33 protein-coding genes are annotated in these 26423 nt (G+C 63.8%); 23 read left to right on the plus strand and 10 right to left on the minus strand.

Annotated features, from left to right (window positions below; all coding sequences use genetic code 11):
* The first annotated feature begins 105 nt into the window (after window positions 1-105).
* Window positions 106-2877: a DNA gyrase subunit A gene (gene gyrA / locus ACEQX1_RS04695; protein ID WP_370194900.1), complete on the plus strand. Its 2772-nt coding sequence runs from the start codon at window positions 106-108 to the stop codon at window positions 2875-2877.
* Between the two features lie 148 nt (window positions 2878-3025).
* Here gyrA and ACEQX1_RS04700 read toward each other — a convergent pair whose 3' ends face one another.
* Window positions 3026-3154 (minus strand): hypothetical protein, encoded by a 129-nt coding sequence (locus tag ACEQX1_RS04700; RefSeq protein ID WP_266102134.1) that lies wholly within the window; start codon window positions 3152-3154, stop codon window positions 3026-3028.
* Between the two features lie 160 nt (window positions 3155-3314).
* On the opposite strand from ACEQX1_RS04700, the gene coaD reads away from it, so the two are divergent.
* The 5 genes from coaD (at window position 3315) to tgt (ending at window position 7230) form a co-directional block, all read left to right on the plus strand.
* A complete protein-coding gene (gene coaD, locus ACEQX1_RS04705) occupies window positions 3315-3797 on the plus strand; it encodes a pantetheine-phosphate adenylyltransferase (RefSeq protein WP_228240540.1) in 483 nt (160 codons plus the stop codon).
* Window positions 3798-3834: 37 nt separating this feature from the next.
* Window positions 3835-4392, plus strand: a complete 558-nt coding sequence (locus ACEQX1_RS04710; protein ID WP_370194876.1) for a peptidylprolyl isomerase — start codon at window positions 3835-3837, stop codon at window positions 4390-4392.
* A 125-nt stretch (window positions 4393-4517) separates the two neighbouring features.
* Window positions 4518-4988: a peptidylprolyl isomerase gene (locus ACEQX1_RS04715; RefSeq protein WP_024350658.1), complete on the plus strand. Its 471-nt coding sequence runs from the start codon at window positions 4518-4520 to the stop codon at window positions 4986-4988.
* A gap of 20 nt (window positions 4989-5008) precedes the next feature.
* Window positions 5009-6100: a tRNA preQ1(34) S-adenosylmethionine ribosyltransferase-isomerase QueA gene (queA, locus tag ACEQX1_RS04720; protein WP_370196549.1), complete on the plus strand. Its 1092-nt coding sequence runs from the start codon at window positions 5009-5011 to the stop codon at window positions 6098-6100.
* The gene (tgt, locus tag ACEQX1_RS04725) at window positions 6097-7230 is read left to right on the plus strand and encodes a tRNA guanosine(34) transglycosylase Tgt (protein WP_370194871.1); all 1134 of its coding nucleotides are present in this window, start codon (window positions 6097-6099) and stop codon (window positions 7228-7230) included. Before queA ends, tgt begins: the two co-directional genes overlap by 4 nt.
* Before the next feature lie 36 nt (window positions 7231-7266).
* On the opposite strand, the gene ACEQX1_RS04730 is transcribed toward tgt, so the two are convergent.
* The 3 genes from ACEQX1_RS04730 to ACEQX1_RS04740 form a co-directional block, all read right to left on the minus strand.
* Window positions 7267-7689, minus strand: coding sequence for a DUF4864 domain-containing protein (locus ACEQX1_RS04730; RefSeq protein WP_370194870.1), 423 nt, complete (start codon window positions 7687-7689; stop codon window positions 7267-7269).
* A gap of 110 nt (window positions 7690-7799) precedes the next feature.
* The gene (locus tag ACEQX1_RS04735) at window positions 7800-8015 is read right to left on the minus strand and encodes a hypothetical protein (protein WP_024350662.1); all 216 of its coding nucleotides are present in this window, start codon (window positions 8013-8015) and stop codon (window positions 7800-7802) included.
* A gap of 125 nt (window positions 8016-8140) precedes the next feature.
* On the minus strand, window positions 8141-8323 hold the full coding sequence (locus ACEQX1_RS04740) for a hypothetical protein (RefSeq protein WP_148233791.1): 183 nt from the start codon (window positions 8321-8323) through the stop codon (window positions 8141-8143).
* A gap of 280 nt (window positions 8324-8603) precedes the next feature.
* Between ACEQX1_RS04740 and ACEQX1_RS04745 the strand changes: the two genes are divergently transcribed.
* Complete coding sequence (locus ACEQX1_RS04745) at window positions 8604-10004, plus strand: TrkH family potassium uptake protein (protein ID WP_370194868.1); 1401 nt, start codon at window positions 8604-8606, stop codon at window positions 10002-10004.
* A 35-nt stretch (window positions 10005-10039) separates the two neighbouring features.
* On the opposite strand, the gene ACEQX1_RS04750 is transcribed toward ACEQX1_RS04745, so the two are convergent.
* The 5 genes from ACEQX1_RS04750 to ACEQX1_RS04770 form a co-directional block, all read right to left on the minus strand.
* Window positions 10040-10306: a hypothetical protein gene (locus ACEQX1_RS04750; protein WP_370196550.1), complete on the minus strand. Its 267-nt coding sequence runs from the start codon at window positions 10304-10306 to the stop codon at window positions 10040-10042.
* 116 nt (window positions 10307-10422) lie between these two features.
* Window positions 10423-10677, minus strand: coding sequence for a hypothetical protein (locus tag ACEQX1_RS04755; RefSeq protein ID WP_060576900.1), 255 nt, complete (start codon window positions 10675-10677; stop codon window positions 10423-10425).
* A 218-nt stretch (window positions 10678-10895) separates the two neighbouring features.
* Entirely contained in the window at window positions 10896-11252 is a 357-nt protein-coding gene (locus tag ACEQX1_RS04760; protein ID WP_370196551.1) for a hypothetical protein, read from the minus strand.
* Between the two features lie 299 nt (window positions 11253-11551).
* Entirely contained in the window at window positions 11552-12742 is a 1191-nt protein-coding gene (locus ACEQX1_RS04765) for a tyrosine-type recombinase/integrase (protein WP_370194863.1), read from the minus strand.
* A complete protein-coding gene (locus tag ACEQX1_RS04770; RefSeq protein ID WP_370194861.1) occupies window positions 12739-13167 on the minus strand; it encodes an Arc family DNA-binding protein in 429 nt (142 codons plus the stop codon). Before ACEQX1_RS04770 ends, ACEQX1_RS04765 begins: the two co-directional genes overlap by 4 nt.
* A gap of 122 nt (window positions 13168-13289) precedes the next feature.
* Here ACEQX1_RS04770 and ACEQX1_RS04775 point away from each other — a divergent pair, with 122 nt between their 5' ends.
* The 6 genes from ACEQX1_RS04775 to ACEQX1_RS04800 are packed head-to-tail and all read left to right on the plus strand — an operon-like array spanning window position 13290 to window position 17592.
* Window positions 13290-13475, plus strand: coding sequence for a helix-turn-helix domain-containing protein (locus ACEQX1_RS04775; protein ID WP_370194860.1), 186 nt, complete (start codon window positions 13290-13292; stop codon window positions 13473-13475).
* A complete protein-coding gene (locus tag ACEQX1_RS04780) occupies window positions 13475-14173 on the plus strand; it encodes a hypothetical protein (RefSeq protein WP_370196552.1) in 699 nt (232 codons plus the stop codon). Before ACEQX1_RS04775 ends, ACEQX1_RS04780 begins: the two co-directional genes overlap by 1 nt.
* On the plus strand, window positions 14170-14385 hold the full coding sequence (locus tag ACEQX1_RS04785) for a hypothetical protein (RefSeq protein ID WP_370194857.1): 216 nt from the start codon (window positions 14170-14172) through the stop codon (window positions 14383-14385). The genes ACEQX1_RS04780 and ACEQX1_RS04785 overlap by 4 nt, the downstream gene beginning before the upstream one ends.
* On the plus strand, window positions 14382-15128 hold the full coding sequence (locus tag ACEQX1_RS04790; RefSeq protein ID WP_370194855.1) for a DUF1376 domain-containing protein: 747 nt from the start codon (window positions 14382-14384) through the stop codon (window positions 15126-15128). Before ACEQX1_RS04785 ends, ACEQX1_RS04790 begins: the two co-directional genes overlap by 4 nt.
* Window positions 15056-16912, plus strand: a complete 1857-nt coding sequence (locus ACEQX1_RS04795) for a DnaB-like helicase C-terminal domain-containing protein (RefSeq protein WP_370196553.1) — start codon at window positions 15056-15058, stop codon at window positions 16910-16912. Before ACEQX1_RS04790 ends, ACEQX1_RS04795 begins: the two co-directional genes overlap by 73 nt.
* Window positions 16912-17592: a transcription termination/antitermination protein NusG gene (locus ACEQX1_RS04800; RefSeq protein ID WP_370194854.1), complete on the plus strand. Its 681-nt coding sequence runs from the start codon at window positions 16912-16914 to the stop codon at window positions 17590-17592. The genes ACEQX1_RS04795 and ACEQX1_RS04800 overlap by 1 nt, the downstream gene beginning before the upstream one ends.
* Window positions 17593-18411: 819 nt before the next feature.
* Here ACEQX1_RS04800 and ACEQX1_RS04805 read toward each other — a convergent pair.
* Window positions 18412-18864: an avidin/streptavidin family protein gene (locus tag ACEQX1_RS04805; RefSeq protein ID WP_370196554.1), complete on the minus strand. Its 453-nt coding sequence runs from the start codon at window positions 18862-18864 to the stop codon at window positions 18412-18414.
* Between the two features lie 93 nt (window positions 18865-18957).
* On the opposite strand from ACEQX1_RS04805, the gene ACEQX1_RS04810 reads away from it, so the two are divergent.
* The 10 genes from ACEQX1_RS04810 (at window position 18958) to ACEQX1_RS04855 (ending at window position 26272) form a co-directional block, all read left to right on the plus strand.
* A complete protein-coding gene (locus tag ACEQX1_RS04810) occupies window positions 18958-19308 on the plus strand; it encodes an HNH endonuclease (RefSeq protein WP_370194853.1) in 351 nt (116 codons plus the stop codon).
* Between the two features lie 64 nt (window positions 19309-19372).
* Entirely contained in the window at window positions 19373-19837 is a 465-nt protein-coding gene (locus tag ACEQX1_RS04815) for a P27 family phage terminase small subunit (RefSeq protein WP_370194851.1), read from the plus strand.
* Complete coding sequence (locus ACEQX1_RS04820) at window positions 19806-21518, plus strand: terminase large subunit (RefSeq protein WP_370194850.1); 1713 nt, start codon at window positions 19806-19808, stop codon at window positions 21516-21518. Before ACEQX1_RS04815 ends, ACEQX1_RS04820 begins: the two co-directional genes overlap by 32 nt.
* The gene (locus ACEQX1_RS04825; RefSeq protein WP_370196555.1) at window positions 21515-22747 is read left to right on the plus strand and encodes a phage portal protein; all 1233 of its coding nucleotides are present in this window, start codon (window positions 21515-21517) and stop codon (window positions 22745-22747) included. Before ACEQX1_RS04820 ends, ACEQX1_RS04825 begins: the two co-directional genes overlap by 4 nt.
* A gap of 4 nt (window positions 22748-22751) precedes the next feature.
* Window positions 22752-23444: an HK97 family phage prohead protease gene (locus ACEQX1_RS04830; protein ID WP_370194848.1), complete on the plus strand. Its 693-nt coding sequence runs from the start codon at window positions 22752-22754 to the stop codon at window positions 23442-23444.
* Between the two features lie 117 nt (window positions 23445-23561).
* Window positions 23562-24797, plus strand: a complete 1236-nt coding sequence (locus ACEQX1_RS04835) for a phage major capsid protein (RefSeq protein ID WP_370194896.1) — start codon at window positions 23562-23564, stop codon at window positions 24795-24797.
* Window positions 24798-24863: 66 nt separating this feature from the next.
* Entirely contained in the window at window positions 24864-25073 is a 210-nt protein-coding gene (locus ACEQX1_RS04840) for a hypothetical protein (protein ID WP_370194846.1), read from the plus strand.
* 28 nt (window positions 25074-25101) lie between these two features.
* A complete protein-coding gene (locus ACEQX1_RS04845) occupies window positions 25102-25416 on the plus strand; it encodes a hypothetical protein (protein ID WP_370194844.1) in 315 nt (104 codons plus the stop codon).
* Entirely contained in the window at window positions 25416-26006 is a 591-nt protein-coding gene (locus ACEQX1_RS04850; protein WP_370194843.1) for a head-tail connector protein, read from the plus strand. The genes ACEQX1_RS04845 and ACEQX1_RS04850 overlap by 1 nt, the downstream gene beginning before the upstream one ends.
* On the plus strand, window positions 26006-26272 hold the full coding sequence (locus ACEQX1_RS04855; protein WP_370194842.1) for a hypothetical protein: 267 nt from the start codon (window positions 26006-26008) through the stop codon (window positions 26270-26272). The genes ACEQX1_RS04850 and ACEQX1_RS04855 overlap by 1 nt, the downstream gene beginning before the upstream one ends.
* The last annotated feature ends 151 nt before the right edge of the window (window positions 26273-26423 follow it).

Consider the following 26423-nt stretch of genomic DNA (forward strand, 5'->3'; position numbering starts at 1 on the left):
GAACACGAATTTTGAGTCAATCGGGACACAGTCTTGGCCGAAGACGACATCACGACGCCGCCGGAGCGACCCACCGGTATCGATTCCATCTCGATCATCGAGGAAATGCAGCGCAGCTATCTCGATTACGCCATGAGCGTGATCGTCAGCCGTGCGCTTCCCGATGTGCGCGACGGACTGAAGCCGGTGCATCGGCGCATCCTCTACGCGATGCACGGCATGGGCCTGACCTTCAACCGACCGTACCGCAAGTCTGCCGGTGTCGTCGGTGAGGTGATGGGTAAGTACCATCCGCACGGCGATTCCTCGATCTACGACGCCTTGGTCCGGATGGCGCAGGACTGGTCGCTGCGCGCGCCGCTCATCGAGGGGCAGGGCAATTTCGGCTCGATCGACGGCGATCCGCCGGCCGCCATGCGCTACACCGAGACGCGCCTGTACAAGGTGTCGGAGGCGCTGCTCGCCGACATCGACAAGGAAACCGTCAACTTCCAGGACAATTACGACGGTCGCGAGCAGGAGCCGGTCGTCCTGCCGGCGCGGTTCCCGAACCTCCTGGTCAACGGCTCCGGCGGCATCGCCGTCGGCATGGCGACGAACATCCCGCCGCACAATCTCGGCGAGATCGTCGATGGCTGCGTGGCGATGATCGACAATCCGGCGATCACGCTGGAAGAGCTGATGGGTTTCATTCCGGGGCCCGACTTCCCCACCGGCGCCATCGTCCTGGGCCGTGCAGGCATCCTGTCGGCCTATTCGACCGGTCGCGGCTCAATCCTGATGCGCGGCAAGGCGCATGTCGAGCCGATGCGCAACGATCGCGAGGCGATCGTCATCACCGAGGTGCCGTTCCAGGTCAACAAGTCGACGATGATCGAGAAGATGGCCGATCTGGTCCGCGAGAAGCGGATCGAGGGCATCTCCGACATTCGCGACGAGAGTGACCGCGACGGCTACCGCGTCGTCGTCGAGTTGAAGCGCGATGCGTCGTCCGACGTCATCCTGAACCAGCTCTACCGCTTCACGCCGTTGCAGACGACCTTCGGCGCCAACATGGTCGCGCTGAATGGCGGCCGTCCCGAGCAGATGACGCTGCCCGACATGCTGTCGGCCTTCATCTCGTTCCGCGAGGAAGTGGTCAACCGGCGCACCAAGTACCTGCTGCGCAAGGCGCGCGAGCGCGCCCATGTCCTCGTCGGCCTGGCCATCGCCGTCGCCAATATCGACGAGGTGATCAAGCTGATCCGGGCCGCGCCCGATCCGGCGACCGCCCGCGAGCAGCTGATGACCCGCGCCTGGGAAGCCAAGGACGTGGCGCCGCTGATCCGGCTGATCGACGATCCGCGCCACCGCATCACCGAAGAGGGCACCTATCGTCTGTCCGAGGCACAGGCCCGCGCCATTCTCGACCTGCGCCTGCAGCGCCTGACGGCGCTCGGCCGCGACGAGATCGGCGACGAGCTGAACAAGATCGGCGAGGAGATCCGGGAATATCTGGAGATCCTGTCGTCGCGCGTCCGCGTTCGCGAGATCATCAAGGAAGAGCTGATCGCGGTTCGCGACGAATTCGCGACGCCGCGCCGCACCGAGCTCTCCGAGGGCGCGGCGGACATGGACGACGAGGACCTGATCCCGCGCGAGGACATGGTCGTCACCGTCAGCCACGGCGGCTACATCAAGCGCGTACCGCTGGCGACCTACCGGTCGCAACGTCGCGGCGGCAAGGGCCGCGCCGGCATGTCGCTGAAGAACGACGAGGATTCGGTCACCCGGCTGTTCGTCGCCAACACCCATACGCCGGTGCTGTTCTTCTCGTCGCGCGGCATCGTCTACAAGGAGAAGGTCTGGCGGCTGCCGCTGGCCTCGCCGCAGTCGCGCGGCAAGGCGCTGATCAACATGCTGCCGCTGGAAAAGGGCGAGCGGATCACCTCGATCCTGCCGCTGCCGAGCGATCCGGACGCAGCCGCCGAGCTGAACGTCATGTTCGCCACGACCCGCGGCACGGTGCGCCGGAACAAGCTGTCCGACTTCACCCAGGTCAACCGCAACGGCAAGATCGCCATGAAGCTCGACGAGGACGGCGACGAGATCCTTGCCGTCGCGACGTGCTCGGAGGACGACGACGTTCTTCTGACCGCGGCGTCGGGCCAGTGCATCCGCTTCCAGGCGACAGACGTGCGCGTCTTCGCCGGCCGTAACTCGGTCGGCGTGCGCGGCATCTCGCTGGGCGAGGGCGACCGGGTCATCTCCATGGCAATCCTGCGCCATGTCGATGCGACCCCGGCCGAACGCGCCTCGTATCTGAAGATGCGCCGTGCCGTCGAAGGCGCGTCCGATGCCGATCTCACCGCAGAACCGACAGTCGAGGAAGAGGGCGCCGGCGACGTCGCCATCGATCAGGAGCGCTACGCCTATCTGAGCGCCGCGGAAGAGATGATCCTCACGGTCAGCGAGTTCGGCTACGGCAAGCGGTCGTCGTCCTACGAGTTCCGGGTGATCGGCCGTGGCGGCAAGGGCATCCGTGCCACCGACACCAGCCGGGCCTCCGAGATCGGCCAGCTCATGGCGGGCTTCCCCGTGGAGAGCGGCGACCAGATCCTGCTGGTCACCGATCGCGGCCAGCTCATCCGCGTGCCGGTCGAGGGCATTCGCACCGCCGGTCGCGCGACACGCGGCGTCACCATCTTCAAGACGGCCGACGGCGAGCGCGTCGTCTCGGTCGAGCGCATCCCTGATCAGGGCGCCGACGAGGCCGGCGAAGCCGAGGCGGACATGATCGACGGGGACATCGAAGACGGCGGCATCGACGGTTCGACGCCGGACGGAACGGGTCCGGACGATGCCGCGCCCGACGGTGATGTTCCGCCGCAGGAATAGACCCGCCGCCCGTGCAACGAAAAAAGGACTGCCGCGATCGTATCGCGGCAGTCCTTTTCGCATCAGGGCTCGGCTACAGGCCAGTCCGTTCGTCGCTTACTCCGGAACCGGTGCTTCAACACCCGGCTCCGTCAACGGCCGAACCGGCTCAGCGCATGGTGCGCGTGCGATTGGCGGTCACGCGGAGGCGCTGCGCCTGGGATTCATTGTGCAGGGTGATCGCGGTCGCCGTTGCGAGGGTGACGACCATGGCGATGGACAGGGCGAAGACCAGCATCGTGTTTCTCCATTATTCGACTTGACAACGGACCGCGTTGCAATTCGTTCCAGATAGCAGCGTTTCGCTGAACGATGCCGGAAGCCGTGGTTCATCATCCGTTCATCGGCGGGCGGTCCGCGGCGTCTCACGAATGCCGCATGCGAGGGGACAGGACGACATGACACGCGCCTTCTATCCCGGGTCGTTCGACCCGATGACCAACGGCCATCTCGACATTCTCCGCCAGGCGCTGGCGGTCTTCGACGCGGTCGTCGTCGGCATCGGCGTGCATCCGGGCAAGACGCCGATGTTCAGCTTCGACGAGCGGGCCCGGCTGATTGCCGATTGCGCCGGTGGCACGTCGAATGCCGAGCTGCGCGTCGTCGCCTTCGACAACCTGGCGGTGGATGCGGCGGTCGAGGCCGGCGCGACGGCGATCGTGCGCGGCCTGCGCGACGGCACCGACCTGAATTACGAGATGCAGATGTCGGGCATGAACGGCGTCATGCGGCCCGAGGTGACGACGGTGTTCTTTCCCGCGTCGCCTGCGACAAGGCCCATAACCGCCACATTGGTTCGGCAGATCGCCCGCATGGGAGGGGACGTGAGTGCGTTCGTTCCTGCCAATGTCGCCGAGGCGATACGAGGAAAGACCGCCTGACGCCGAGCGCAGGCGCGAGAGCTGGAGTAAGTCCGACATGAAGATTTTCGCATCGCTGGGACTGGCCGTTTCCCTGGCCGCCACCGCCTTTGCCATGCCTGCTGGCGCCCAGTCGTCCGATCCGGACAACATGCTGGTGATCACCACCAAGAATGGCGACATCGACATCCAGCTGCGGCCCGACCTCGCCCCCAGCCATGTCGAGCGGATCAAGGAACTCGCCAAGGAAGGCTTCTATGACGGCGTCGTCTTCCACCGCGTCATCGAGGGCTTCATGGCCCAGACCGGCGATCCGACGGGCACCGGCATGGGCGGTTCCGACAAGCCGGACCTGAAGGCGGAGTTCTCGGACGAGACCTTCGACCGCGGCACCGTCGGCATGGCGCGCTCGCAGGACCCGAACTCGGCCAATTCGCAGTTCTTCATCATGCTCGCCGACGGCGACTTCCTCGACGGCCAGTACACCGTGGTCGGCGACGTCGTCTCGGGCATGGAGACCGTCGACGCGATCAAGAAGGGCGATCCGGCCCAGAACGGCTCGGTCGACGAGCCCGATGCGATGGTCAAGGTCACCGTCGGCGGCGACGCCGGCTGAGGTTGACGCTCCCGCGGTTCGCCGAGGCTTGTGCCCACAGGCGAATCCGCCCAAGTAAGGGCATGAATGGCGGTTCCGGTGATCGGAGCCGCCTGTTTTGCATGTTTGAATCGAAGGAGAACGAGATGGCCTACGACAATCCGGAAGATACGCTGGTCCTCGAGACGACCAAGGGCCAGGTGGTCATCAAGCTGCGGCCCGATCTGGCTCCGAACCATGTCGCCCGCGTCAAGGAACTGGCTCGCGAGGGCTTCTACGACGGCGTCGTCTTCCACCGCGTCATCGACGGCTTCATGGCCCAGACCGGCGACCCGACGGGCACCGGCGCCGGCGGCTCCGACAAGCCGGACCTGCGCGCCGAGTTCTCCGCCGAGCCGCACAAGCGTGGCACGGTCTCCGCGGCCCGCACCGCCAACCCGAACTCCGCCAATTCGCAGTTCTACATCTGCTTCGACCGCGCGCCGTGGCTCGACCGCCAGTACAGTGTCTGGGGCGAGGTCATCGAGGGCATGGACAACGTCGACAAGATCAAGAAGGGCGAGCCGGTCCAGGATCCGGACTCCATCACCACCATGCGCGTCGCAGCCGACCTCTAGGCCCGGCGACACGATCCGGCATGCGCGTCGACCTGTTCGATTTCGAGCTGCCGCCGGAGCGGATCGCGCTCCGGCCGGTCTCTCCGCGTGAGAGCGCGCGCCTGCTCTGCGTCGATCCGGCCGGTGCGCTGGCCGATCAGACGGTCGGCGACCTGCCGTCGCTGCTGACACCGGGCGATGTCCTGGTCTTCAACGACACCAAGGTGATCCCGGCGCAGCTCGAAGGGCTGCGCCGGCGCCCGGGCTCGGTTGAGGGCGAGGGCGTTGCCCAGATCTCTGCCACCCTGCACATGCGCGAGGCGCCGGACCGCTGGGTGGCCTTCGTGCGACCCGGCAAGCGGGTCAAGGTCGGCGACCGCATCGCATTTGGCCATGGCGGCAATGCCTGCCTCGCCGGCACGCTGGAAGCCACGGTGGAAACCCGCGGCGAGGGCGGCGAAGCCTCGCTGCGCTTCGATCTGTCCGGCCCGGCGCTGGACGAGGCAATCGCTGCCGTCGGGCATATTCCGCTGCCGCCCTATATCGCCTCGAAGCGTCCCGACGATTCCCAGGACCGCACCGACTACCAGACCGTCTATGCCCGCGAGGACGGCGCCGTCGCAGCGCCGACGGCGGGACTGCATTTCACCCCCGATCTGTTCGCGCGCCTTGCCGCCCGCGATATCGCCACGGAATATCTGACGCTGCATGTGGGCGCGGGGACGTTCCTGCCGGTCAAGGCCGAGGACACGGCGGACCACCGCATGCACAGCGAGATCGGCCGCGTCACCGAGGAGAGCGCCGAACGGCTGAACGCGGCGCGCCGCGCGGGTCGCCGCATCGTGTCCGTCGGCACGACATCGCTGCGGCTCCTGGAGAGCGCGGCCGACGCCGATGGGACGATCCGGCCCTTCTCCGGCCCCACCGACATCTTCATCACGCCGGGCTACCGCTTCCGGGCGGTCGACCGGCTGATGACCAATTTCCACCTGCCGCGCTCGACCCTGTTCATGCTGGTCAGCGCATTCAGCGGGATCGACACGATGAAATCCGCCTACGCCCACGCCATCGCCAACGAGTATCGCTTCTATTCCTATGGCGACGCCTGCCTGCTCGACCGGGCCGCGGCATGAGCGAGACCTTCCAGTTCAAGCTGATCGCCACCGACGGCAAGGCCCGTCGGGGTGTCATCACCATGCCGCGCGGCGAAGTGCGCACGCCGGCCTTCATGCCGGTCGGCACCGCCGGCACGGTCAAGGCGATGTATCTCGACCAGGTGCGTGACCTCGGCTCCGACATCATCCTCGGCAATGTCTACCATCTGATGCTGCGGCCCGGCGCCGAGCGCGTCGCCCGGCTGGGTGGCCTGCATGACTTCGCGCTCTGGCCGCATCCGATCCTGACCGATTCGGGCGGCTTCCAGGTGATGTCGCTCGCCAGCCTGCGCGAGCTCGACGAGACGGGCGTGCGGTTTCGCTCGCATATCGACGGCTCGAAGCATGAGCTGACGCCCGAACGCTCGATCGAGATCCAGGGACTTCTGGATTCCGACATCCAGATGCAGCTCGACGAATGCATCCGCCTGCCGGCCGAGCGCGCGGAGATCGAGCGCGCCATGGAAATGTCGCTGCGCTGGGCCGAACGCTCGGCAAAGGCCTTCGGCAACCAGCCGGGCAAGGCGATGTTCGGCATCGTCCAGGGCGGTGACCTGATCGACCTGCGGGTCCGTTCGGCCGAACGGCTGGCGGCGATGGACCTGAAGGGCTACGCGGTCGGCGGACTGGCGGTCGGCGAGCCACAGGACGTGATGCTGGCGACCCTCGACGAGACGCTGCCGGTGATGCCGACGGAAAAGCCGCGCTACCTGATGGGCGTCGGCACGCCGGACGACATCTTGCAATCGGTGGCGCGGGGCATCGACATGTTCGACTGCGTCATGCCGACCCGGGCCGGTCGCCACGGTCTCGCCTATACGCGCTTCGGCAAGGTCAATCTGAAGAACGCCCGCCATGCCGACGACCCGCGGCCGCTGGACGAAGCCTCCAACTGCCCGGCATCCCGCGATTATTCGCGCGCCTATCTGCACCATCTGGTGCGCTCCAACGAAGCGCTGGCCTCGATGCTGCTGACCTGGAACAATTTGGCCTATTACCAGTCGCTGATGGCCGGCATGCGCGCGGCGATCGAGGCGGGCGGCTTCGAGGACTTTGCCGCCGCCACCAAGGCCGGCTGGGCGCGCGGCGACCTGCCGCCATACGGCTGAGCCGGCACAAGCAGGCGGCAGCCCCTCGGCGCCACGTCAGACGGCCAGATCGTCGCCCTTGCGGATCGTGCAGCCGGTGATCTTCATCGTGCTGTCCGGCTGGCGCTCCAGCGTATAGCTCGCCACCCAGCTTCGCCCGCGCGAATCGGTGAGGTTCACCTCCTGGCGAAAGCCGGCGCCCTCTGGCTTCAACGCGCCGAAGACGGCGCTCTCGGACCGATAGACCGGATCGTAGCCCTGCTTCACCATCGCCATGAAGGATCGCGGCGAGGGGAAGAGAGCCCGGACGTTCGGGGCTGCATGGGAATAGGCTTCGGCACCGTCGCCGGCGCGGAAGGCGTCGAGCTGGGCGCCTATCGTCGCCTGGATGTCCTCGGCATCGCCGGCCGCGGCCGGCCCGGCAAAGGCGGCGGTCCAGGTCAATGCCGCCGCTGCGGCCAAAATCACGCGTCGTCGCATCCTGCACTCCTTCCGTCGGACCGAAAGGATCGGCGCGAACGCCGCAAGGGGGAAGCGGCCGCCACGCAACTTACCGTGAGGCCGGCCACTACATTGCGTCGGATGACCTCTCAGCCGTCATTGGCCGAGTTGAGGTCGCAGGGACGACGGCCTTCCTCATGGGTGGCCAGTGCCGCCACGACCCGGACCGGCGCATCGGTGAGGCGGAGATCGATCCGCAATCCGGCGGCTGCGGCGTCTTCGAGGGCACGGTTCAGCGCATCCGCGCCGGTCTGGATCCGGTCGAGAATGTGCTGATGCTCTGGGCTTTGGGGTGCGAGGGTCATCCCTCGTAATTGAGCGCAGACGCGCATCAAGACAAGGAACGGCCCTTCCGATGCAGATGCCGGGTTACCGCCGGATCAGCCGGCGGGACCGGGCTTGGCGGGCGTTGGCGCCCGCCGGAAGAACCTCAGCGCTGCGTCTTGAGATAATCCTTGCCCGTGCGGGTCGGGCGCCATTTGGAATCGCGGTGCTCGATGAAGCCGAGCTGCTTGAGGTCGGGAATGAGGCCCGTCGCGGGGAGATCGACCGGCTCGCGCTTGAGCTGAACGAGCAGCGCGCGGCTCTCGGGGGTCATGCGTGGCAACGCCATGGAATTCGTCCTTCTTGGGAATATGCACGGTGTCGGCCTTTGCGGCCGCCAAAGCAAGAGGGCGGCATGCCGCGGCGCGGGAGCCAAGGCCGTCATCGCAAAGAGGTTTCTCCGCCGCTGACTGGCATGGGGGCGGGCCGGCACAGGGCAGATTGCTCATCCGCGCAGGCTTGGCTAGACAATCCTATCGCTCGGCAGCCGGATCGGATGCCGCAAGCTGCTTGGGGGAGCCGGCATTCTTCAGTCCATTTTTCATGTCGCGGCGATCTTCGGGCTGGCTGTGGCGGCTGCCATGCTCGTGCCGGCCCTGGTCGATCTCGGCGACGAGAACGACGACTGGCAGGTATTCATCGGCTCGGCCTTCCTTATCGGGGCGTTCTGCACCCTCGTGGCGACGGCGACGCGGAGGAAGAGCCAGGCCCGGCTGAGCCAGCGATATGGATTCCTGCTGGTCACGACCATCTGGGTCTTCGCGCCGACGGTCGCGTCGCTGCCGTTGTATTTCTCGTCGCTGGAGCTCTCCTATGCCGGCGCCTTCTTCGAGGCGATGTCGGGCCTCACCACGACGGGTGGCACGGCGATCTCCGGTCTCGACGTCCTGCCGCGCGGGCTCTTGATGTGGCGCTCGCTGATGCAGTGGATGGGCGGCATCGGGATCATCGGCATGGCGATCCTGATCCTGCCGTCGCTCGGCGCCGGCGGCCTGTCGCTGTTCCAGATGGAAAACTCCGACCGTTCGGACAAGGTCCTGCCCCGGGTGAACCAACTCGCCGCCGGACTGCTCGGCGCCTATGTGGCGCTGACCATCGCCTGCATGGCGACCTATGTGATGCTCGGCATGGGCGCGTTCGACGCGATCAATCATGCCATGACGACCGTGGCGACCGGCGGCTTCTCCACCCACGACGCTTCGATGGGCTTTTTCGAGAGCGACGCCATCCTGATCGCCGCGACAGTCTTCATGATTCTCGGGGCGCTGCCCTTCGTCATCTATATCCGCGCCTTCCTGCCACGGCGCTTCCAGCGCTGGCGCGATCCGCAGATCCCGGTATTCCTGGTGATCTGCGCGGTGCTCAGCCTGACGCTGGCGGCCAGCCGGCGGACGATCAACGACACGCCGTTCGGCGAGGCGCTGATCTCGTCCACCTTCAACCTGGTCTCGGTGATCACCACCACCGGCTATGCGTCGGAGGACTATACGCTGTGGTCGAACGCGGCGATCGGCATCTTCTTCACGGCGATGTTCATCGGCGGCTGCGCCGGGTCGACCTCGGGGGGCGTGAAGGCCAACCGGCTGGTGATCCTCTATCTCCTGGTGCGGGCCAGCCTGCACCGGCTGGTGCGCCCGCATGCGGTGCAACGGCTGCGCTACGGCAATCAGGTGATCTCGACCGATGTCCTGCAGACGGTGACGATCTTCTTCTTCCTGTTCTTCGGCACGCTGCTCACCGGCACGGTGGCGCTGTCGATGTGCGGGTTGGACCTCACCACCGCCTTCACCGGGTCGCTGGCCACCGTCGCCAATGTCGGCCCGGCCTTCGGCCAGATCATCGGGCCCGCGGGCAATTTCGGCAGTCTGCCCGATCCGGCGCTGTGGATTCTCTCGATCAACATGCTGCTCGGCCGCCTCGAACTGGTGACCGTGCTGATCCTGCTGTTCCCATCCGTCTGGGTGGACTGAGACGGCCGAACGTTTCGCGCGCTCGGCGGGACCGGTCACTGCGCCGGTTCGGTCGGGGCGGGCGCCGCGGCCCCCGGCTGCAGGCCGTCGGACGGATCGCCACTGCCTTCGGCGAGGACGAAGGCGCCGATCGCGGCCAGGGTGACGATCACGGCCAGCCACCCGATCGCGGCGTGGTTGCGGCTGCGCTCGCGCGGGCTTTCCTCGCGATTGTCCATGTCGGCTCCCCCTTGGCGAACGATGTCGGGCAACGCGCTGCCGACGAATCCGTCGAACAGGTTGCCCCGGTTCTCGCGCAGCAACGTGCGGGCCGGCGCTTCGGCTCCAATGGAAAGCGAGAACGACGCTGGCACCGGGCCGCCCGCGCAATGGAGACCGACGTTGCCGCGCCCGATGGCGTGTCGCGAAGCGGTCGGTGCTACTCGCCGGCGACCTCGGCCGGCACCTCGCCGTGGCGGGTCAGCACGACCGGCTCTTCCAGAACCTCGCCGGTCTCCACGTCGACGGTCTGCTCGACCGCCACGACGCCGACGACATGGCCGAGGCGCGTTCCGTCGCGATCGGCGCGCTGGCGGGCTTCCTCGGCGGTCTTGAACTGCATCGTCTGGCCATTGCCGAGGCGGCGGCCCTGCTTGACGAATTGCTGCACGATGAAGAGCTTGCTGGCGGACATGGTCGTTCCCTCGGTGGTGATCACCTTCGACCGTACCGATTACGCCTCTTCGGCCTGGCATGCGACCGGTACTAGCGCCGGTCGCGAGAGGACTCGGTCGATTGCCGGTTCCGAACGAGGCAAGTGACGAATTTTACAGGGAGCCGGTGCTCGCAGAAGCCCTCGACCTGTAAGGGTAAAATCGGCGCCGCATTGGCGCGGCGCCGACATCTCGATCCCTAACTCGCCGCACCCGCGGCTGAAGCGCGGCAATTCTTGGCGCGCAGATTTGCGTCGATCGCGTTGACCTTGCCCTTGCTCACAGCGACCTGACCTTCCTTGTCCCCGCCGAACGTACTCGAAACGGGGACCCCGAGCATAAACACTCCAACCGCATCGCCGGTAGCGGCCTGATTCTGCTGCTGCGAGATGGTCGCAAGAGCGCTTTGCTCACGGAGATGCTCTTGCAAGAGAGCCTCGCAATTCAGGTTGCCGTATGCAGCCATCGGCACGTCGACCGGTAGAATCGCATCGGGCCGCTTTGCGCAGCCTGTGACAGCTAACCCCACGCAAGCAATAGATAAAACTCGCTTCACATGTATCTCCGATTCTAAACAAGGCGACACTGTGGCGGAGCTATCCGAGAGTCAATCAGGGGTTGTTTCGGCAACGAAAGGGCGCCGTACTCGTGTACTGACGACCGTCAGAAACATGTTTTCGGTTCAGGAAACCGAAGGACCGGCGCGCGAAATCTGCGTCCGATGCATCAGTAATTGTGGTGCTAGAATTGTGGTGAGCGCGCAGGGACTCGAACCCTGGACCTACAGATTAAAAGTCCGCAAATACTCCCTGCGTTATATGGCGCTGGCCTGTCTATGTCGCATCTGTGTCGCGTTCATGCCAGAAGCGAGGCCTCGGCAGCGGCCATCTCTTCGGCCGTATCGCTCGCCGGGAACAGGTGGGAATAGGTGTCCATCGTCAGCGCAATCGACGAGTGTCCGAGGCGCTCCTGAACCGATTTCGGCGGCAGGCCGAGCCCGCCATCTTCCTTCCGATTGATGCACCAGGACGCGTAGAAGTGGCGCAGCGCGTGAAGGCCCGGGTACTTCGCCACGATGATGTCCTTCCCGTCCGGCGATGGTTCGACCGTGGTGACGCCTGCCGCGATCATGGCGGGCTGCAATCCGCGTTGAACGATGTTTGCGTGGCTCTCGACCTTGCCGGCGCCATTCGGGAACGTCAGGCCGGCTCCGCCCTTCGGACAAGCCAGCCTCCATTCGCGCAGTGCGTTGATGACGATGGGCGGGGCAGGGACCGCCCGTTCGCCTGCCTCTGATTTCGGGCTGCCGATCTCGTTCAGGTAATCCGCTCGCTGGCGGACGTGGATTACGCCGCGGTCCAGATCCACATCGCTCCACCGCAGACCGCGAAGCTCGGATGCGCGCAGGCCAGTAAAGATGGCCGTGAGCAAGATCGGGCGCCAGCGGCCTTCCAGAGCACTCACGAGCCTCTTGATCTCTTCCCTCGTCGGGATGTCCACTCCGACCTTCAGGCGGCCCTTCTGGCGTCTGTCCAGGCGACGGTCTCGGCCCCTCTGTCGGGTGCGACCTTTCTCTCTGACGGCGTTCCTCACTACAAGTCCGCGCTCCTGCGCATCGGCGATCAGCGAGCCGAGCGTGACTAGCACCTTGCGCACCATAGCCGGTGATCGATCTGCGTCGAGGAGGTCTTCCTCAAACTGCCGCACGACGGGCACAGTTAGCCGGGACAGCAGGGTGGTCCCGAGTAGTGGGTTGATGTGCAGCTTCACGTGCTGGCCATATTGGGCGAGGGTGCCCCGCTCAACGCGGCGTTCGGCTGACTTGAGCCATAGAGCGCTTGCTGCCCCGACCGTGGCGCTGGCGCTGTCGGCGACATGGACGCCATCCCGAACCTCGACCGTCGCAGTGGCGGCGAAGGCATCGGCTTCCTTCTTCAGCTTGAATGTTTTCAGCCGGCGCCTGCCGGCGCCGTCCGTGTAGTCGACAATCCAGGCGGTTTTGGCAACGCCGGTAGCGGTCGTCCAGGAACGCTTGCGGACGCTCATTCTTCTTTGTCGTCTTTTTCGTCAAGACCAGCACGTTTCAGAAGACGCGCAAACTCTGCTTCTAGCTTGGCCCTCTGGCTGTCAGGTAGATCCTTCAGCAGCTTGTTGAAATCGTGGAGCATATTCATCCGGGAGTAATCGTGCCTTTCTAGAGTGTCTTCAACACGATTTATGGCATAAGCAGTGACAGTTTCTTCTAGTTCGTTCAAAAGCGGTGCCGGTAACCTTCCAATCTTATCAAAAAGATCTTGTGGTAGGTCGATATAGAACCACCGGGTAAGAGATTTTTCCAGCCGGTCAATGATCTCGGCGTTCATCGATCTCGCATTCAGGTCGGCGATCCGCTTAAGCGAGTCTCTCATACCCTCTGGCAATCGAAGCGACACCTGATCGGCTCCGCGTCCGTGTCTGCTTCCGGCGGCCATCTTCCATCTCCTGCGTAAACGTTCGCAATCACCGTAATGTGGCTGCGCTTGACGAGCAACGCAATTACGGTAATGTCACATCACCGTAATGGAGCGGGATTGAGAAAGGATGAACGGATCACATGGAAAGCTCGACGACCATCGACCTCGTTTGGGGCGCTGCCGAAATCGCGAAGATCATAAGCCGCAGTTCCCGTTCGACATTTCACATGCTGGAGAAGGGCGAACTCCCCGCACGCAAAGTTGGCGGTCGGTGGGTCATCGAACGTTCCAAGCTCGCAGCCTTCTTCATGGAGACCGCGGCGTGATGGCGGCGGCTCAGAAAGCAAAAGGCCCGGCGGGATGGCAGTCCTCGCCGAGCCAAGGTTCAACCCACCAGGAAATGGATCAGGAAATGAACGACGGAACCAATACCACGGCAACCGGCAGGATCGCAACTGAACCCTACCGCTTCGAAGCTGAGTACCCAGCCGAAGCCGCGAAGATCCGAGAGATGGAATGCGGCGAGATGATCATCCTCGTGGACGGTCTCATTGCGGCCATGGGAGCGTACCTCTCCATCGTGAACATGCCCCGGTGCCAAGGGGAGAGCGCATCACACTGTTGGCTGGACTCCGAGATGGAGCGTCTTGGCGCCATCCGCGAAATGGCGATGGAGGAAATGCAGCGCCGGCCTTTTGATGGCGGGTATGTCGACGAAGAGCGGATCCGCTGCATCGTCGCTTACCTCGTCGAGTGCGGCGAGCCGGTCGGCAACCTCCTCGACCTGACGTCGCAGATGGTGACGGCGCGGGACGCCGCCAAGCGGCAGCGGCGCCATATCAACGAAATCGGCAAGATGATCGTCAACGCGATCGTCGACGACGGTCTCACGGAGCGCGAGCAGATCGCTGCAAGCATCCGCGACCGGCTCGCACCGAATGAGGTCAACGACGCGGACCTCCAGGCCGCAGCGGATCACGTGCGGGCCGTATTCGTCGAAGCGGACGCGAGGGCCGCAGCATGATTACCAGCAGCGATCAAAGGCAGCGCGAGGCATTCGACGATTATCTCGCTGCCAAGGCTCTCGTCGAGAAGACGGCGTCCTTCGAGGATGCAAGAGCCGCGGGTGCAGCGTGGCGACGCTTCATGGACCTCTACCTGCCGTCTGATCGGCGGCTCGGTGAGCCTGCGTCTTGCACCGTCCTTTCCGTTCAGCATCCGGAGGCGCGGCCGTGAGCAGCAACCCGTGGCACAAGCGCTACCACTCGGATGCGCTCAACGGCTACATGGGCCTCAGCCTGGAGGAGCGGGGAGCGTACACCACGCTCCTCGATCTCATGTACCAGAGCGGTGAGCCGGTCGTGGACAATGAGCGCCTGATCGCTGGATGGATGCAGGTGTCGCTCCGCCGGTATCGCATCCTGCGTGACAAACTGATCGTGAGCGGCAAGATCATCCGTCTTGCCGACGGCCGTTTGACGAACGCGCGCTTCCAGAAAGAGCGCGAAAACTCCTCGAAAACCTCTCGAAAACGCGCCGAAAACGGATCGAGAGGCGGAGTAAAATCTGCCGAAGTCCGGAAAAAGCGCAGCAATATCAATGTGCCGGGCCAGCAAGAGCTGCAGCAAAGTTCAAGCTATACGCGCGCGTTCCAGAAGCCAGAAGCCAGAGAAGAACCTGACGGTTCTTATTCCGATCCTGACGGATCGGGCGCAAACGCGCCGCCGGACATCCGAAAAGAGCTGTTCGACGAAGGCATCAGGTCCCTCATCCGGCAGACCGGAAAACCGGATAGCCGCTGCCGGGCGCTGATCGGCAAATGGCTGAAGGCCAGCCGCGACGACTGCCGTGTCGTCCTGACGAAAATCCGGCAGGCGGAGGTGGATCGGGTCGCCGATCCGGTGCCGTGGATCGGCGAAGCGATCAAACCCGGCTGGTCGACAGATCCCGTCGAACGCCAGATGAGGCAATCGTTTTGAACGGCGCGATAATCCCCATGACAGACGTGATCAGCGCTCTCGGAGAGCAGGGCATCAAGCTCCGCTCGGCGGCTGCCGGAACCCACAAGGTGATCTGCCCGGCATGCTCGCACCAGCGGCGCAAGAAGACAGAACCGTGCCTGTCGGTGACGGTGGAGCCGGAGGGCAGGGCGGTCTGGAACTGCCACCACTGCGGCTTCGCCGGGGCGACCGGTGGCCGGGACCATCGGCCATCAGCCAATACTCGTGGTTCTCGCAGCTACCGCCGTCCCGAGCCGGTGGAGAACCCGCAGCGGCCGGACAAGCTGCTCGAATGGTTCTCCGGACGCGGCATCTCGGCTGAGACCGTCATGGCGGCCGGCATCTATCGGACCAAGATCTGGTTTCCGCAGACCAACGGTGAACTGGATTGTATCGCGTTCCCCTATGAGTGGGCCGGCGCCCTGCGGAACGTGAAATACCGCTCGGCGGAGAAGCACTTCCGCCAGGAGAAGGACCCAGAGCCGGTCCTCTACAACGCGGACAGCATCGTCGTCGGGCAGGACCTGATCATCTGCGAAGGCGAGATCGACGTGCTGAGTTTCATCGAGGCCGGCTTCGAGCGTGTGGTCTCGCTGCCCAATGGCGCCCCGTCGAAGCCCGAGGCGAGCGAACGGCGATACGAGCCACTGGCGACGCACGCCGACGCTCTGGAGGCTGTCAGCCGCGTCTTCATCGCCACCGACATGGACGGCCCGGGCGAGATGCTGGCCAACGAGCTCGCGCGCCGTCTTGGCAAGGATCGCTGCTGGCGGGTGCGCTTTCCGAACCGAGACGACATCCAAGATAAGGACGCCAACGACACGCTGTTGCATCACGGCGCCGACGCAGTGCGCCAATGCGTGACGGATGCGGAGCCATGGCCAATCGACGGCCTGCACGATGCCGGAGACTTCGCTGACGAGGTGCTGGACCTCTACCACGGCCGCGGCCCTCAGCCGAAGTCCACGGGCTTCCCCGAGATGGACCGCGCCTTCCGTTATCAGCCGGGGCAGTTCATCGTCGTCACCGGCATTCCGAACCACGGCAAGAGCCGCTGGCTCGATCAGGTGGCGGTCCAGACAGCGCGGATGAACGGCGACCGCTGGGCTGTCTTCTCACCGGAGACGGGAGACGCCAACCATATCGCCGACCTCTGCGAGATCTGGGCGGGCTTCCCATTCCACGATGGCCCGACGCAGCGCATGACCCCGAAGGAACTCGCCGACGCGATGGCGTGGGTGAGGGACCGCTTCGTGTTCATAAATGCCAAGGACCACACCCCGGCAATCGACTGGGTTCTGGATCGCGCCAAGGCCGCCGTCATCCGCCAGGGTGTCCGCCACCTGATCATCGACCCGTACAACGAGATCGAGGCCAGCCGGCCCACGAAGCTGACGGAGACCGAATTCATCAGCCAGTTCATTTCGAAGTGCAAACGCTTTGCTGCGCACCACGATGTCACCGTCTGGATCATCGTCCACCCGACCAAGATCCGGGCAGCACCGGGAGAAAGCCGAGAGCCGATCCCGACGCTATACGACCTCGCGGGCTCCGCACATTGGCGCAACAAGGCCGATGCCGGCCTCGTCGTCTACCGCGACTATGCGCGGGACCAGACGCTGGTGATCTCGAAGAAGATCCGCTTCCAGCCGCGCTGCGGAGAGCCGGGCACGGTGAAGTTCGAGTTCCTCGGCGCCTGTCGCCGGTTCGAGGAGATCCCGCAGACCTATTCGCGCCTTGGCACATCGGCGGAGGCGGCCTGATGCGGAAGATCTCATGGTGCCCGACATCGGCTAAGGCCAAGGAATCCGTGGAAGTGCCGACGCGCCAGAAGGCGAGGGAGCGTCCCTCTTCACGCCTTCGGCTGCGCGAGACGGCAAAGCCGCGGCTGGACGAGCTGCTGGCGATGGCCGACGCGCTCCACTGGTACGCGCTGCAGGTGCCGCCTCAGAAGGAGTTTGTCGCGCAGGTCATTCTGGAGCGTTACGGGCTGCCGACATACGTTCCGACACGCCACGAATGGCGCCGGCGCAGCAAGTTCTCAAAGGAGAAGGAGCTTCGCAGCTATGCCGTGGCCCCGCGGTATGTGTTCGCGGGCTTCCGACCCGGACTTCCGCTCTGGTTCGACCTGTTCAACCTGCCGGTCATCAGCGCCGTGGTCGGCATCAGCGGTACGCCGGTACAGATCCCGGCGCCTGCCATGCGTGCGCTCCTACGCTCCACCGGGAGCGGCCTCAATTCGCCGGCCGCGCACCGCTTCATGCACACCCACCATGAGTTTGCCGAGGGCGATCTGGTTGAGGTCATTGATGGCCCATTCGCCGGCCAGACAGTTCCGGTGAAGTCGATCGCAGGCAATAAGGCAAAGGTGGCCTTGGCGTTGTTCGGCGGTCTTGTGGACGAACTGGAGGTGCCGCTTGAAATCCTCGTGGCAGCGGAGTAGATATGGTTACAGGACGATCCGGGTCCCTGCCATTGCGGCATCACCCGGACCCAGCCATCCCGCCAAGTGGACCGGCACTCCTGAAGGTTTATGGGCTCGCTTCGGCGGGCCTCTTGCATCTACAAATGGCGAGACGCAGTATCTAGACGGAGTCTGCGCCTCGCATTTCACTAACGGTGCTGAGCTTACTTCTGCCCCTTCTTCTCATCCTGAGACAGGACTGAGGCTGCGAGCTTCTTGGAATCAGCAGCCGTAGCCTTCTTCGCTCCGCTAAGCACCTTAGATGCCAGCGTCGACGTGCTTGAACTTGATTGCTTCTTTGCCACTTGCATCTCCTATGGTCACGACCGCAGGATTGATTGCGGCAGGCTGGAACGCAAGGGAACGTTTGGGACGAGGCAGCTTATCCACCGGTATGGTGTGCAAGTTTCGCCGACCGGTACGGTCAATCGGTTTGCTTCCGCAAAACGTCATTGCATCCCAAGTTCGCCATAAGCCTCTCAATGTCGGATACAACGGATATTTTGATTGCAGCGCTAGCGTCGGATGATCGGATTGCCAAATCGGCGCATGCTTTATGGAGAGGGTTTTCGATTGGGCTGGGCTCGCCTTGACGTTGAACAGCCGGCGCGACTGCTATGAGACCAATTTTTTCTTGCTGTTCTTCGATCTTCTCGCTGAAGCGTTGGATGCGTAGCTCAGCCGTTATGCCCCAGCTAAGAGCTGCTAGTCCAATACCGGATCCAATCAGCAAGTCCCTCATCTGCATATTTTACGCCCGACGAATATAGAAGAATCTCTGCCGCGAGAATGTTAGCCTCATTTGCAGTCGGATGGCTTTGTCTTTTTGAAATTGTCCGAACCCGTCCAAAGCGATCTCCAGAGCGTCTCTTTTTCGTCTTCGTCATCAGACAGATTTGCGGCTAGTAGCCACTGAGTTAAGATGACATCCTCTCCGCCATTCAGCGTGTGTTGTCCTGACCAACTCGTAAGTGAGCCAGTAGCTCCGAGTGCGGCAGAGAACGCAATCAGATCACCCGCGACATAGCCCGTGATCGGGACAGAATTTCCTACTCCCGACCCTACACCGGTTGTGAACGTCCCGCCGACTTCGAACTGATCGGGCGCTGTCTCTGTGACGGTTAAGTCGATCGTCGAACACCGCTCATTCCACCACTTTCCGGGAAAGATCGACGATGGGTCTGGCGCCGATTCCGCAAGCGCCGGCGAAGCGAGCAAGACCATACAAGCTGCGAGTCTTATACCCATCATGAGAACCTCCCGAGCGTGATTACTTAAGGTAATATAACCGGCTTCGGCTGGCAAAGTCGATGGACAAATACGCGTTCGTCAGAAGGTCAGTTCGTGCCATATCGCCCGTCGACGCATCGCACTTTCGGCTCATTATCTGGAAGAGAAGCCAAGAGGGAGAGAGACAAAGCCAACGACAGATGGCGCGGCTCCGCTGCATCACGCGGCTATGACAGCCGATGGCAGAAGGCACGACGCACCTTCCTCGATGCTCACCCTCTATGCGCGCGGTGCGAGGCTTCGGGGCGCGTAGTCTCTGCAACCGTCGTCCATCATCGGATCGCACACAAAGGCGACAAGACACTGTTCTGGGAGCGGGACAACTGGGAAGCGGTCTGCCAGCCATGCCACGATGGACCGATCCAGTCCGACGAACGAGCAACCGGGGGGCCGTCTAAAGTCTAGGGTCTCTTCGCTAAAGACCGGTGCGGTACACTCTTTTCTGCACGTGCAAAACTGGAACCCGAACATGGCCGGTGGACGACCACGCAAACCGACGCACCTGAAGGTCGTGTCGGGCACGGCGCAGAAGTGCCGCATGAACCCGGATGAGCCGCAGGCGGAAGTCGGCACACCGCAGCCCGCGGACTGGCTTTCAGAGCGGGCGACGGTGATCTTCTTCGAGACCTGCGCCTCGATGGAGCGCATGGGCACGCTGAGCCTGGAGTGGGGAAACGTCATCGCCGACTACGCCTCGTGCGTCGAGGAAGTCGAGATCACCACCGGCATCATTGAAGACCTCGGGCGAACCTACACCACGACGACGGCAGCCGGCGACACGATGTTCCGCCCACGGCCGGAAGTGGCAATGCGATCGGACGCGATGAAGCGGGCGCAATCGCTGCGCGCTGAATTGGGGCTCGGGCCGGCGGCAAAATCCAGGGTATCGGCATCGAAGCGCAATGAAGACAACCCGTTCAACGCGCTCGGATAAGCCGGCGAGTTACGTCGGCAGGGCCAACAGCTACGCCCGCGATGTCGCCGCCGGCAAGACCCTTGCCTGCAAATGGGTGCGGCTCGCTTGCCAGCGGCATCTCGACGACCTTGCGAAGCAGAAGGACAAGGCGTTCCCCTACCGGTTCGATCCGGCGAAGGCTGAGAAGGTCTGTCGGTTTCTGGAGCTGCTGCCTCATTCGAAAGGCGAGTGGGCTCGCAAGGGGCTGAAGCTCCAGCTTGAGCCATGGCAGTGCTTCAAGACATCGGCTCTGTTCGGCTGGGTCCGCAAGCGGGACGGTCTACGGCGGTTCCGCAAGGCGCTCATTCTGGAGCCGCGCAAGAACGCAAAGTCGACATGGGCTGCCGGTGTCGGCCTCTACATGCTGACAGCGGACGGCGAACATGGCGCAGAGGTCTATTCGGGCGCTACGACAGAGCGGCAGGCTTGGGAGGTGTTCGGGCCTGCGCGCCTGATGGCGCAGAAAACCCCAGCGCTTCAGTCGGCGTTTGGCCTCTCGGTCAATGCATCGAACCTGCATATCCTGGGGAACGGATCGAAGTTTGAGCCGGTGATCGGCAAGCCGGGCGATGGTTCTTCCCCGACCTGCGCGATCATCGACGAGTACCACGAGCACGACACAGACGTTCAGGTCGACACGATGGAGACGGGCATGGGCGCCCGTGAGCAGCCGCTGCTGCTAATCATCACGACTGCGGGCGACAACCTTGCCGGGCCATGCTTCGCGGCTATGGAAGACGCGCAGAAGGTGTTGGAAGGGCTGGTCGAGAACAACGAACTCTTCGCTCTGATTTACACAGTGGATCCCGATGACGACTGGACGAGCGAAGCCGCTCTCCGCAAGGCGAACCCAAACCTCGATGTGAGCGTGAAGGGCGAGTTCCTGCGCGCTCGGCAGCGCGACGCGATCAACAACCCGCGCAAGGTCGGCATCTTCAAGACCAAGCATCTGAACCTCTGGGTGCAGGCGCGAGACGCCTACTTCAACATCCAGCGCTGGACGGAGAGCGCAGACCCTTCGCTCAAGATCGAAGACTTCGCCGGCCAGCCGTGCCGCATCGGTGTCGACCTTGCCTCGACGATCGACATTGCCGCCGTCGAGATCACGTTCCAGCACGGCGACGGCTTCGCCCGTTTCGGGCGCTACTACCTGCCGGAAGCGACAATCGAGCAGGGCGAGAACGAGCACTATCGCGGATGGGAGAAAGCCGGCTGGCTGACCCAAACCGATGGCGACATGATCGACTATGTGACGATCCGCGATGACCTGCTCGGGCTGGCGAAACAGTTCCAGGTCGAGGAGATCGCCTTCGATCCGCACCAGGCGATGATGATGATGTCGGAGCTTTCGCAAGAGGGCGTTCCGGTCGTCGAAGTCCGGCCTCTGGTGCTGAACTTCTCGCCTGCGATGAAGCAGATGGACGGCCTGATCCGGTCGCGGAAGATCGCCCACAACGGCGATCCGGTGTTCACGTGGATGCTGTCCAACGTAGTCGCCAAGCCGGATGCGAAGGACAACGTCTATCCTCGCAAGAACCGGCCAGAGAACAAGATCGACGGGCCGGTGGCGCACATGATGGCGCTGGCTCGATGGATGACGATTGACGAGGGAGCCGGCAAGATGAACGACTTCTTCGCAAGCTTGGTGGATGCGGCGTGAACGTGCTTCGCAAGATGGCGAACTATGTTCGCAGCCTCGTCATTCGAGAACCCGACGCATGGGTTGATGGCTCTCATCGCGGCGATGCGGGCGAGGTGGTCAACGACCACACCGCGCTCTCGCTGTCGGCCGTGTGGGCCTGTCGCAATCTGCTTTGCGGCACCGTCGCCTCGTTGCCGTTGATGGTCTATCGCACACGAGCAGACGGCGCCCGCGAGGTGGCGCGCAATCACCCGCTCTATCGCATTCTCCATGACAGCCCGAACTTCGAGCAGACGGCGGTCGACTTCCTCGATTTCCTGTGCTCGTCGATCGAGCTGCGTGGCAATTCTTACGCAAGGGTTCGCCGCGAGGGCGCTCGCATCGTCTCGCTGGTCCCGATTCCGCCGGACAGGATGGCGGTTCGTCGGCTCCCAAGCGGCGCTCTCGAGTACCGCTGGACCGATGACAAAGGCCGCCAGTTCACTGAAGCAGAGACGAATATCCTGCATGTTCGCGGGCCGGGCGGCGACTCCATCAGTGGCATGTCAACGCTTCAGTTCGGGCGCAACGCATTTTCTCTGGCGACCGCGACGGATCGAGCCGCGGCCAGCATGTTCCGCAATGGCCTCCGCCCTTCGGTCGTGCTGAAGTTCAAGAACTGGCTTACGAAGGAACAGCGCGATCTCACCGAAACCCGCCTCGCTGAGAAGTACCTCGGCGCGGTCAACGCCGGGCGCCCCTTCATCCTGGAAGGCGACACCGATCTCAGCACGGTTTCGCTGAGCGCCGAAGACGCACAGATGCTGGAGAGCAGGTCCTTCTCTGTCGAAGAGATCTGCCGGTTCTTCGGGGTGCCGCCGTTCATGATCGGCCACACCGAGAAGTCGACAAGTTGGGGCACCGGCCTTGAACAGCAGACGCTCGGCTTCCTGAAGTTCTCGCTTCGCCATCGGCTCAAGCGCATAGAGCAGGCTTTCGAGAAACAGCTTCTGACGCCCGCAGATCGCGCTGCCGGCATTATCATCGAGTTCAACATCGAAGGCCTTCTACGGGCCGACAGCAAGGGCCGTGCCGAGTTCTATCGCGAGATGACGCAAATGGGCGCGATGACCATCAACGAGGTCCGTTCTCGCGAGAACCTGCCGCCGGTCGAAGGTGGCGACGTGCCCCGGATGCAGTCCCAGAACGTGCCGATCACTGACGCCGGGCAGGCGCCAGCAGCGCTACCGCAGCCTCAAGGGAATTGACGAGATGAAGACCAAGGATGCAGCCCTGCTGATCAAGCAGGCGGCGCCGGTGCTCGACATCAAGGCGCTGGACAAGAGCGGCGAATTCGAGGGCTACGGTTCGACCTTCGGCGGCGAGCCCGACAGCTACGGCGACGTGATCGCGGCCGGTGCCTACGCAGAGAGCCTTGCGGCTCATTCGGCCAAGGGCACGATGCCGAAGATGTTCTGGCAGCACGACCCATCGGAGCCGATCGGCAAGTGGCTTGCTGCCGAGGAAGACGACCGCGGCCTGCTGATGCGTGGCAAGCTGAACATGAACGTGCAGCGCGCCAAGGAAGCCTATGCGCTTCTGAAGGAAGGCGACATCGATGGCCTGTCGATCGGCTATCGCATCAAGGAATACTCCGTCGACACGGATACCGGGATCTGGACGCTGGAAAAGCTCGATCTGCATGAGGTGTCCGTCGTGTCGATCGGCGCCAATGAGAATGCCGTCGTCTCCAGCGTGAAAGCTGCGAAGGCGGCGCATGAACTCAACGATCGTCTGAAGGCCGGGGACCGGCTGACAGAGCGCGAATTCGAGACTTGGCTCAAGGGATTGGGCTTCTCGAATTCACAGGCGGAGCGTGCCGCGCGCGTCCACCTGAAGGGGCAGGGGGAACCTGCCGAAGCGGAGAACGACGGGCTCGCATTCCTGCGCGCTCTCACGGCCTGACGGCCATTTTCCCCAAGTAAGGAGGTTCCCGTGACGGAACTCAAGCACGCTGCCCTGACCGGCGGCTCCCTGGCGCGCGTCGCCAGTTTCGCAGACACCCACCGCTTTCTGCCCCGCATTGCCTTCGAGGCACCGGACAAGCCGAACGGTGGCGGCCAGAAGACGGCCGAGCAGCTCGCAGCCGAAGTCAAGGCCGCACACAGCGAAGCCGTCGACAAGGTGAAGGCGGTCGCCGAGGAAGCGCTCGGCAAGGCCAAGGCCGGCGAAGAACTGTCGGCCTCGCTGAAGCAGACGGTCGATGAAGCCCTCGTCAAGATGAACGAGCTGGCCGAACAGGCTTCGGGCATTGAGCAGAAGATGTCCCGCGGCGGTGGCGATGAGCACGAGCGTCGCAAGTCGATCGGTGAGCAGTTCGTCGAGAGCGAGGGCTACAAGGCATTCGAGGCAACCGGCTTCTCCAAGAGCGCCCGCGCTGCCGATCTCAACGTCAAGGCGACGCTGACCACGGCAACCACCGATGCCGCCGGCTCGGTCGGCGACGCGGTAAACCAGACCCGGCTGCCGGGCATTATGCCGCTCGCGCAGCGCCGCATGACTGTCCGCGATCTGCTCACCCAGGGCCAGATGGACGGCAACACGCTGGAGTACGTCAAGGAGACGGGCTTCACGAACAGCGCGGCGCCGGTCGCGGAAGGCGCTGCCAAGCCGGAATCGGATCTGAAGTTCGATCTGGTCTCGACCTCGGCGAAGGTGATCGCGCACTGGATGAAGGCTTCGCGTCAGGCTCTGTCGGACGTGTCGCAGATTCGCTCGATCATCGACCAGCGTCTGCTGTACGGCCTCGCCTATGTCGAGGAAGCGCAGCTTCTCAACGGCGACGGCACCGGCCAGAACCTGAACGGCATCATCCCGCAGGCGACTGCCTACTCGGCACCGTTCACGCCTTCGGCGGCGACGGCCATCGACACGATGCGTCTCGCTATGCTCCAGGCGGCGCTGGCCGAATACCCGGCGACCGGTCACGTCATGCACCCCACCGATTGGGCGCGCATCGAACTGACCAAGAATGCCGGAGGCGACTACATCATCGGCGTTCCGCAGGGCACGGCTCAGCCGACGCTCTGGAGCCTGCCGGTGGTGACGACCCAGGCCATCTCGATCGACAAGTTCCTGACCGGCGCGTTCCAGCTCGGCGCGCAGGTCTTCGATCGCTGGGATGCTCGCGTCGAAACGGGCTACGTGAACGACGACTTCACGAAGAACCTCGTCACGATCCTCGCCGAAGAGCGTCTGGCGCTGGCCGTGTATCGGCCCGAGGCCTTCATCTACGGCGATCTGGGCTTCGTCGCCTAATCGTTCGGCTCATCACGGAGGGCGGCCTACGGGGCGCCCTCTTCATGAACCGAAGGAGTCACTGCCATGAAGTACGAAGTGATCCGACAGCACCTCGGGGACCGGATGTATATGCCCGGCGACGAGCGTGAAATTTCGGAGGGCGAGGCCGCTGCGCTTGTGCGGAATGGCGTCCTCAAGGAGCCGGGCAAGAAGGCAGAGCCGGCGCTGAAAAACAAGATGGAAGCAGCCCCGGCGAACAAGGCCGCGCGGGCATCGAAAAGCAAGAGGCGCTAGGGCTATGCGGTATTCAAAGCAGCGCACGATGGCTGGCTTCATCGGCGCCACTGGCGGCTTACCTCTCGCACCCGAGAACACGGTCGCGCCGAGCATCACTGGCACTGCGACAGAGGGCGAGACCCTGACTGCGGTCGGCGGTACTTGGACCGGTCGAGAGGCGCCGGTGCTGACCTATCAGTGGGAGCGCGACGCCGCGGCGATAGAAGGCGCGACCGGATCGACCTATGACCTCGTTGCCGACGATGTGGGCGCGGTCATCACTGTGACGGTTACCGGCACGAACTGGACCGGCTCCGCGTCCGAAACGAGCGCGGCTACCGCCGCAGTGGCGGCAGCGTAATGATCTCGCGTCCGCCGGTTCTCATCACGGCGCCGGCGGCGCTCCCCGTCGCGCTGGCCGACGTGAAGCAGCACCTCCGCGTCGATCATGACGACGAGAACAGCCTGATCACCGCCTACATCGAGGCAGCTACGGCGCACCTCGACGGCTACAGCGGCGCCCTCGGCCGCGCGCTGATCAATCAGGAATGGCGCCAGGACTTCGACGGCTTCTGTCGAATCCTTCGACTGCCTCTGCCGAACGTCTCGGCAGCAGCGGTCACATACGACGATGCCGATGGCGTTGAGCAGACGGTGGACAGCGGATCGTTCCGCATCCTATCCGACCACATGAGCGCCTACGTTGCAGCCTCGCTGGATACCGTCTGGCCTTCGGCGCGCATGGACGCGGGGTCTGTCCGCGTGACGTTCACTGCTGGCTTCGGCGATGAACCTGCTGACGTTCCGGCATCGCTGCGTTCTGCGATCCTGCTGATGGTCGGCGATCTGTATGAGAACCGTGCCACCGTCTCGGAGCGGGGCTCTGGTCGGATCGACATGAGCTTGACGGTCAACGCGCTGATCGCGCCCTATCGAAGGATGACAATCTGATGCCGATCATCGACAATTACCGAAGCCACTCGATGGGTTCGAGCGCTTCGAGCGGAACCCTTTTCGCCATCACGGCTGCCGATGCCGACCTCGCCTATGTCACGCGCGGCCTCTACGTTGGTGGCGCTGGCGATCTGGTCGTTCGTCCCGCAGACGGCGGTGATGATGTGACCTTCGTTGGCGTCGCTGCCGGAACCACGCTGCCCGTTCGGGTCACTCAGGTGCGCGCGGCTTCGACGGCGACCGACATTGTCGGCCTCGCCTAATGCTCGGCCTTGGCCTGTCTCTTACCGGCCTGTCGGTGCGTCGGGGCGGGGGGGTGTCGCCGTTCGTGCCGAGCGACGTTGGCCTCCCGGTCTATACGTGGGACATACAGGACGTTGCGTCGCTGTACGTAGAGCGCACTGGTGGCGGAAC

Origin of the sequence: Aurantimonas sp. (genome assembly GCF_964217435.1) — a bacterium.
Classification (GTDB): Bacteria; Pseudomonadota; Alphaproteobacteria; order Rhizobiales; family Rhizobiaceae; genus Aurantimonas; species Aurantimonas coralicida.

Coding starts and splice junctions, on each gene's coding strand:
- ACEQX1_RS04730 (WP_370194870.1), bottom strand. CDS start 7,689: ATGCGACGACGCGTGATTTTGGCCGCAGCGGCGGCATTGACCTGGACC.
- ACEQX1_RS04700 (WP_266102134.1), bottom strand. CDS start 3,154: ATGCTGGTCTTCGCCCTGTCCATCGCCATGGTCGTCACCCTCGCAACG.
- ACEQX1_RS04740 (WP_148233791.1), bottom strand. CDS start 8,323: ATGGCGTTGCCACGCATGACCCCCGAGAGCCGCGCGCTGCTCGTTCAG.
- ACEQX1_RS04805 (WP_370196554.1), bottom strand. CDS start 18,864: ATGATGGGTATAAGACTCGCAGCTTGTATGGTCTTGCTCGCTTCGCCG.
- ACEQX1_RS04735 (WP_024350662.1), bottom strand. CDS start 8,015: ATGACCCTCGCACCCCAAAGCCCAGAGCATCAGCACATTCTCGACCGG.
- ACEQX1_RS04715 (WP_024350658.1), top strand. CDS start 4,518: ATGGCCTACGACAATCCGGAAGATACGCTGGTCCTCGAGACGACCAAG.
- queA (WP_370196549.1), top strand. CDS start 5,009: ATGCGCGTCGACCTGTTCGATTTCGAGCTGCCGCCGGAGCGGATCGCG.
- ACEQX1_RS04785 (WP_370194857.1), top strand. CDS start 14,170: ATGATTACCAGCAGCGATCAAAGGCAGCGCGAGGCATTCGACGATTAT.
- ACEQX1_RS04850 (WP_370194843.1), top strand. CDS start 25,416: ATGATCTCGCGTCCGCCGGTTCTCATCACGGCGCCGGCGGCGCTCCCC.
- ACEQX1_RS04780 (WP_370196552.1), top strand. CDS start 13,475: ATGGCGGCGGCTCAGAAAGCAAAAGGCCCGGCGGGATGGCAGTCCTCG.
- ACEQX1_RS04800 (WP_370194854.1), top strand. CDS start 16,912: ATGCGGAAGATCTCATGGTGCCCGACATCGGCTAAGGCCAAGGAATCC.
- ACEQX1_RS04765 (WP_370194863.1), bottom strand. CDS start 12,742: ATGAGCGTCCGCAAGCGTTCCTGGACGACCGCTACCGGCGTTGCCAAA.
- gyrA (WP_370194900.1), top strand. CDS start 106: ATGCAGCGCAGCTATCTCGATTACGCCATGAGCGTGATCGTCAGCCGT.
- ACEQX1_RS04820 (WP_370194850.1), top strand. CDS start 19,806: ATGAAGACAACCCGTTCAACGCGCTCGGATAAGCCGGCGAGTTACGTC.
- ACEQX1_RS04840 (WP_370194846.1), top strand. CDS start 24,864: ATGAAGTACGAAGTGATCCGACAGCACCTCGGGGACCGGATGTATATG.
- ACEQX1_RS04830 (WP_370194848.1), top strand. CDS start 22,752: ATGAAGACCAAGGATGCAGCCCTGCTGATCAAGCAGGCGGCGCCGGTG.
- ACEQX1_RS04845 (WP_370194844.1), top strand. CDS start 25,102: ATGGCTGGCTTCATCGGCGCCACTGGCGGCTTACCTCTCGCACCCGAG.
- ACEQX1_RS04815 (WP_370194851.1), top strand. CDS start 19,373: ATGGCCGGTGGACGACCACGCAAACCGACGCACCTGAAGGTCGTGTCG.
- ACEQX1_RS04855 (WP_370194842.1), top strand. CDS start 26,006: ATGCCGATCATCGACAATTACCGAAGCCACTCGATGGGTTCGAGCGCT.
- ACEQX1_RS04775 (WP_370194860.1), top strand. CDS start 13,290: ATGGAAAGCTCGACGACCATCGACCTCGTTTGGGGCGCTGCCGAAATC.
- ACEQX1_RS04710 (WP_370194876.1), top strand. CDS start 3,835: ATGAAGATTTTCGCATCGCTGGGACTGGCCGTTTCCCTGGCCGCCACC.
- coaD (WP_228240540.1), top strand. CDS start 3,315: ATGACACGCGCCTTCTATCCCGGGTCGTTCGACCCGATGACCAACGGC.
- tgt (WP_370194871.1), top strand. CDS start 6,097: ATGAGCGAGACCTTCCAGTTCAAGCTGATCGCCACCGACGGCAAGGCC.
- ACEQX1_RS04770 (WP_370194861.1), bottom strand. CDS start 13,167: ATGGCCGCCGGAAGCAGACACGGACGCGGAGCCGATCAGGTGTCGCTT.
- ACEQX1_RS04755 (WP_060576900.1), bottom strand. CDS start 10,677: ATGTCCGCCAGCAAGCTCTTCATCGTGCAGCAATTCGTCAAGCAGGGC.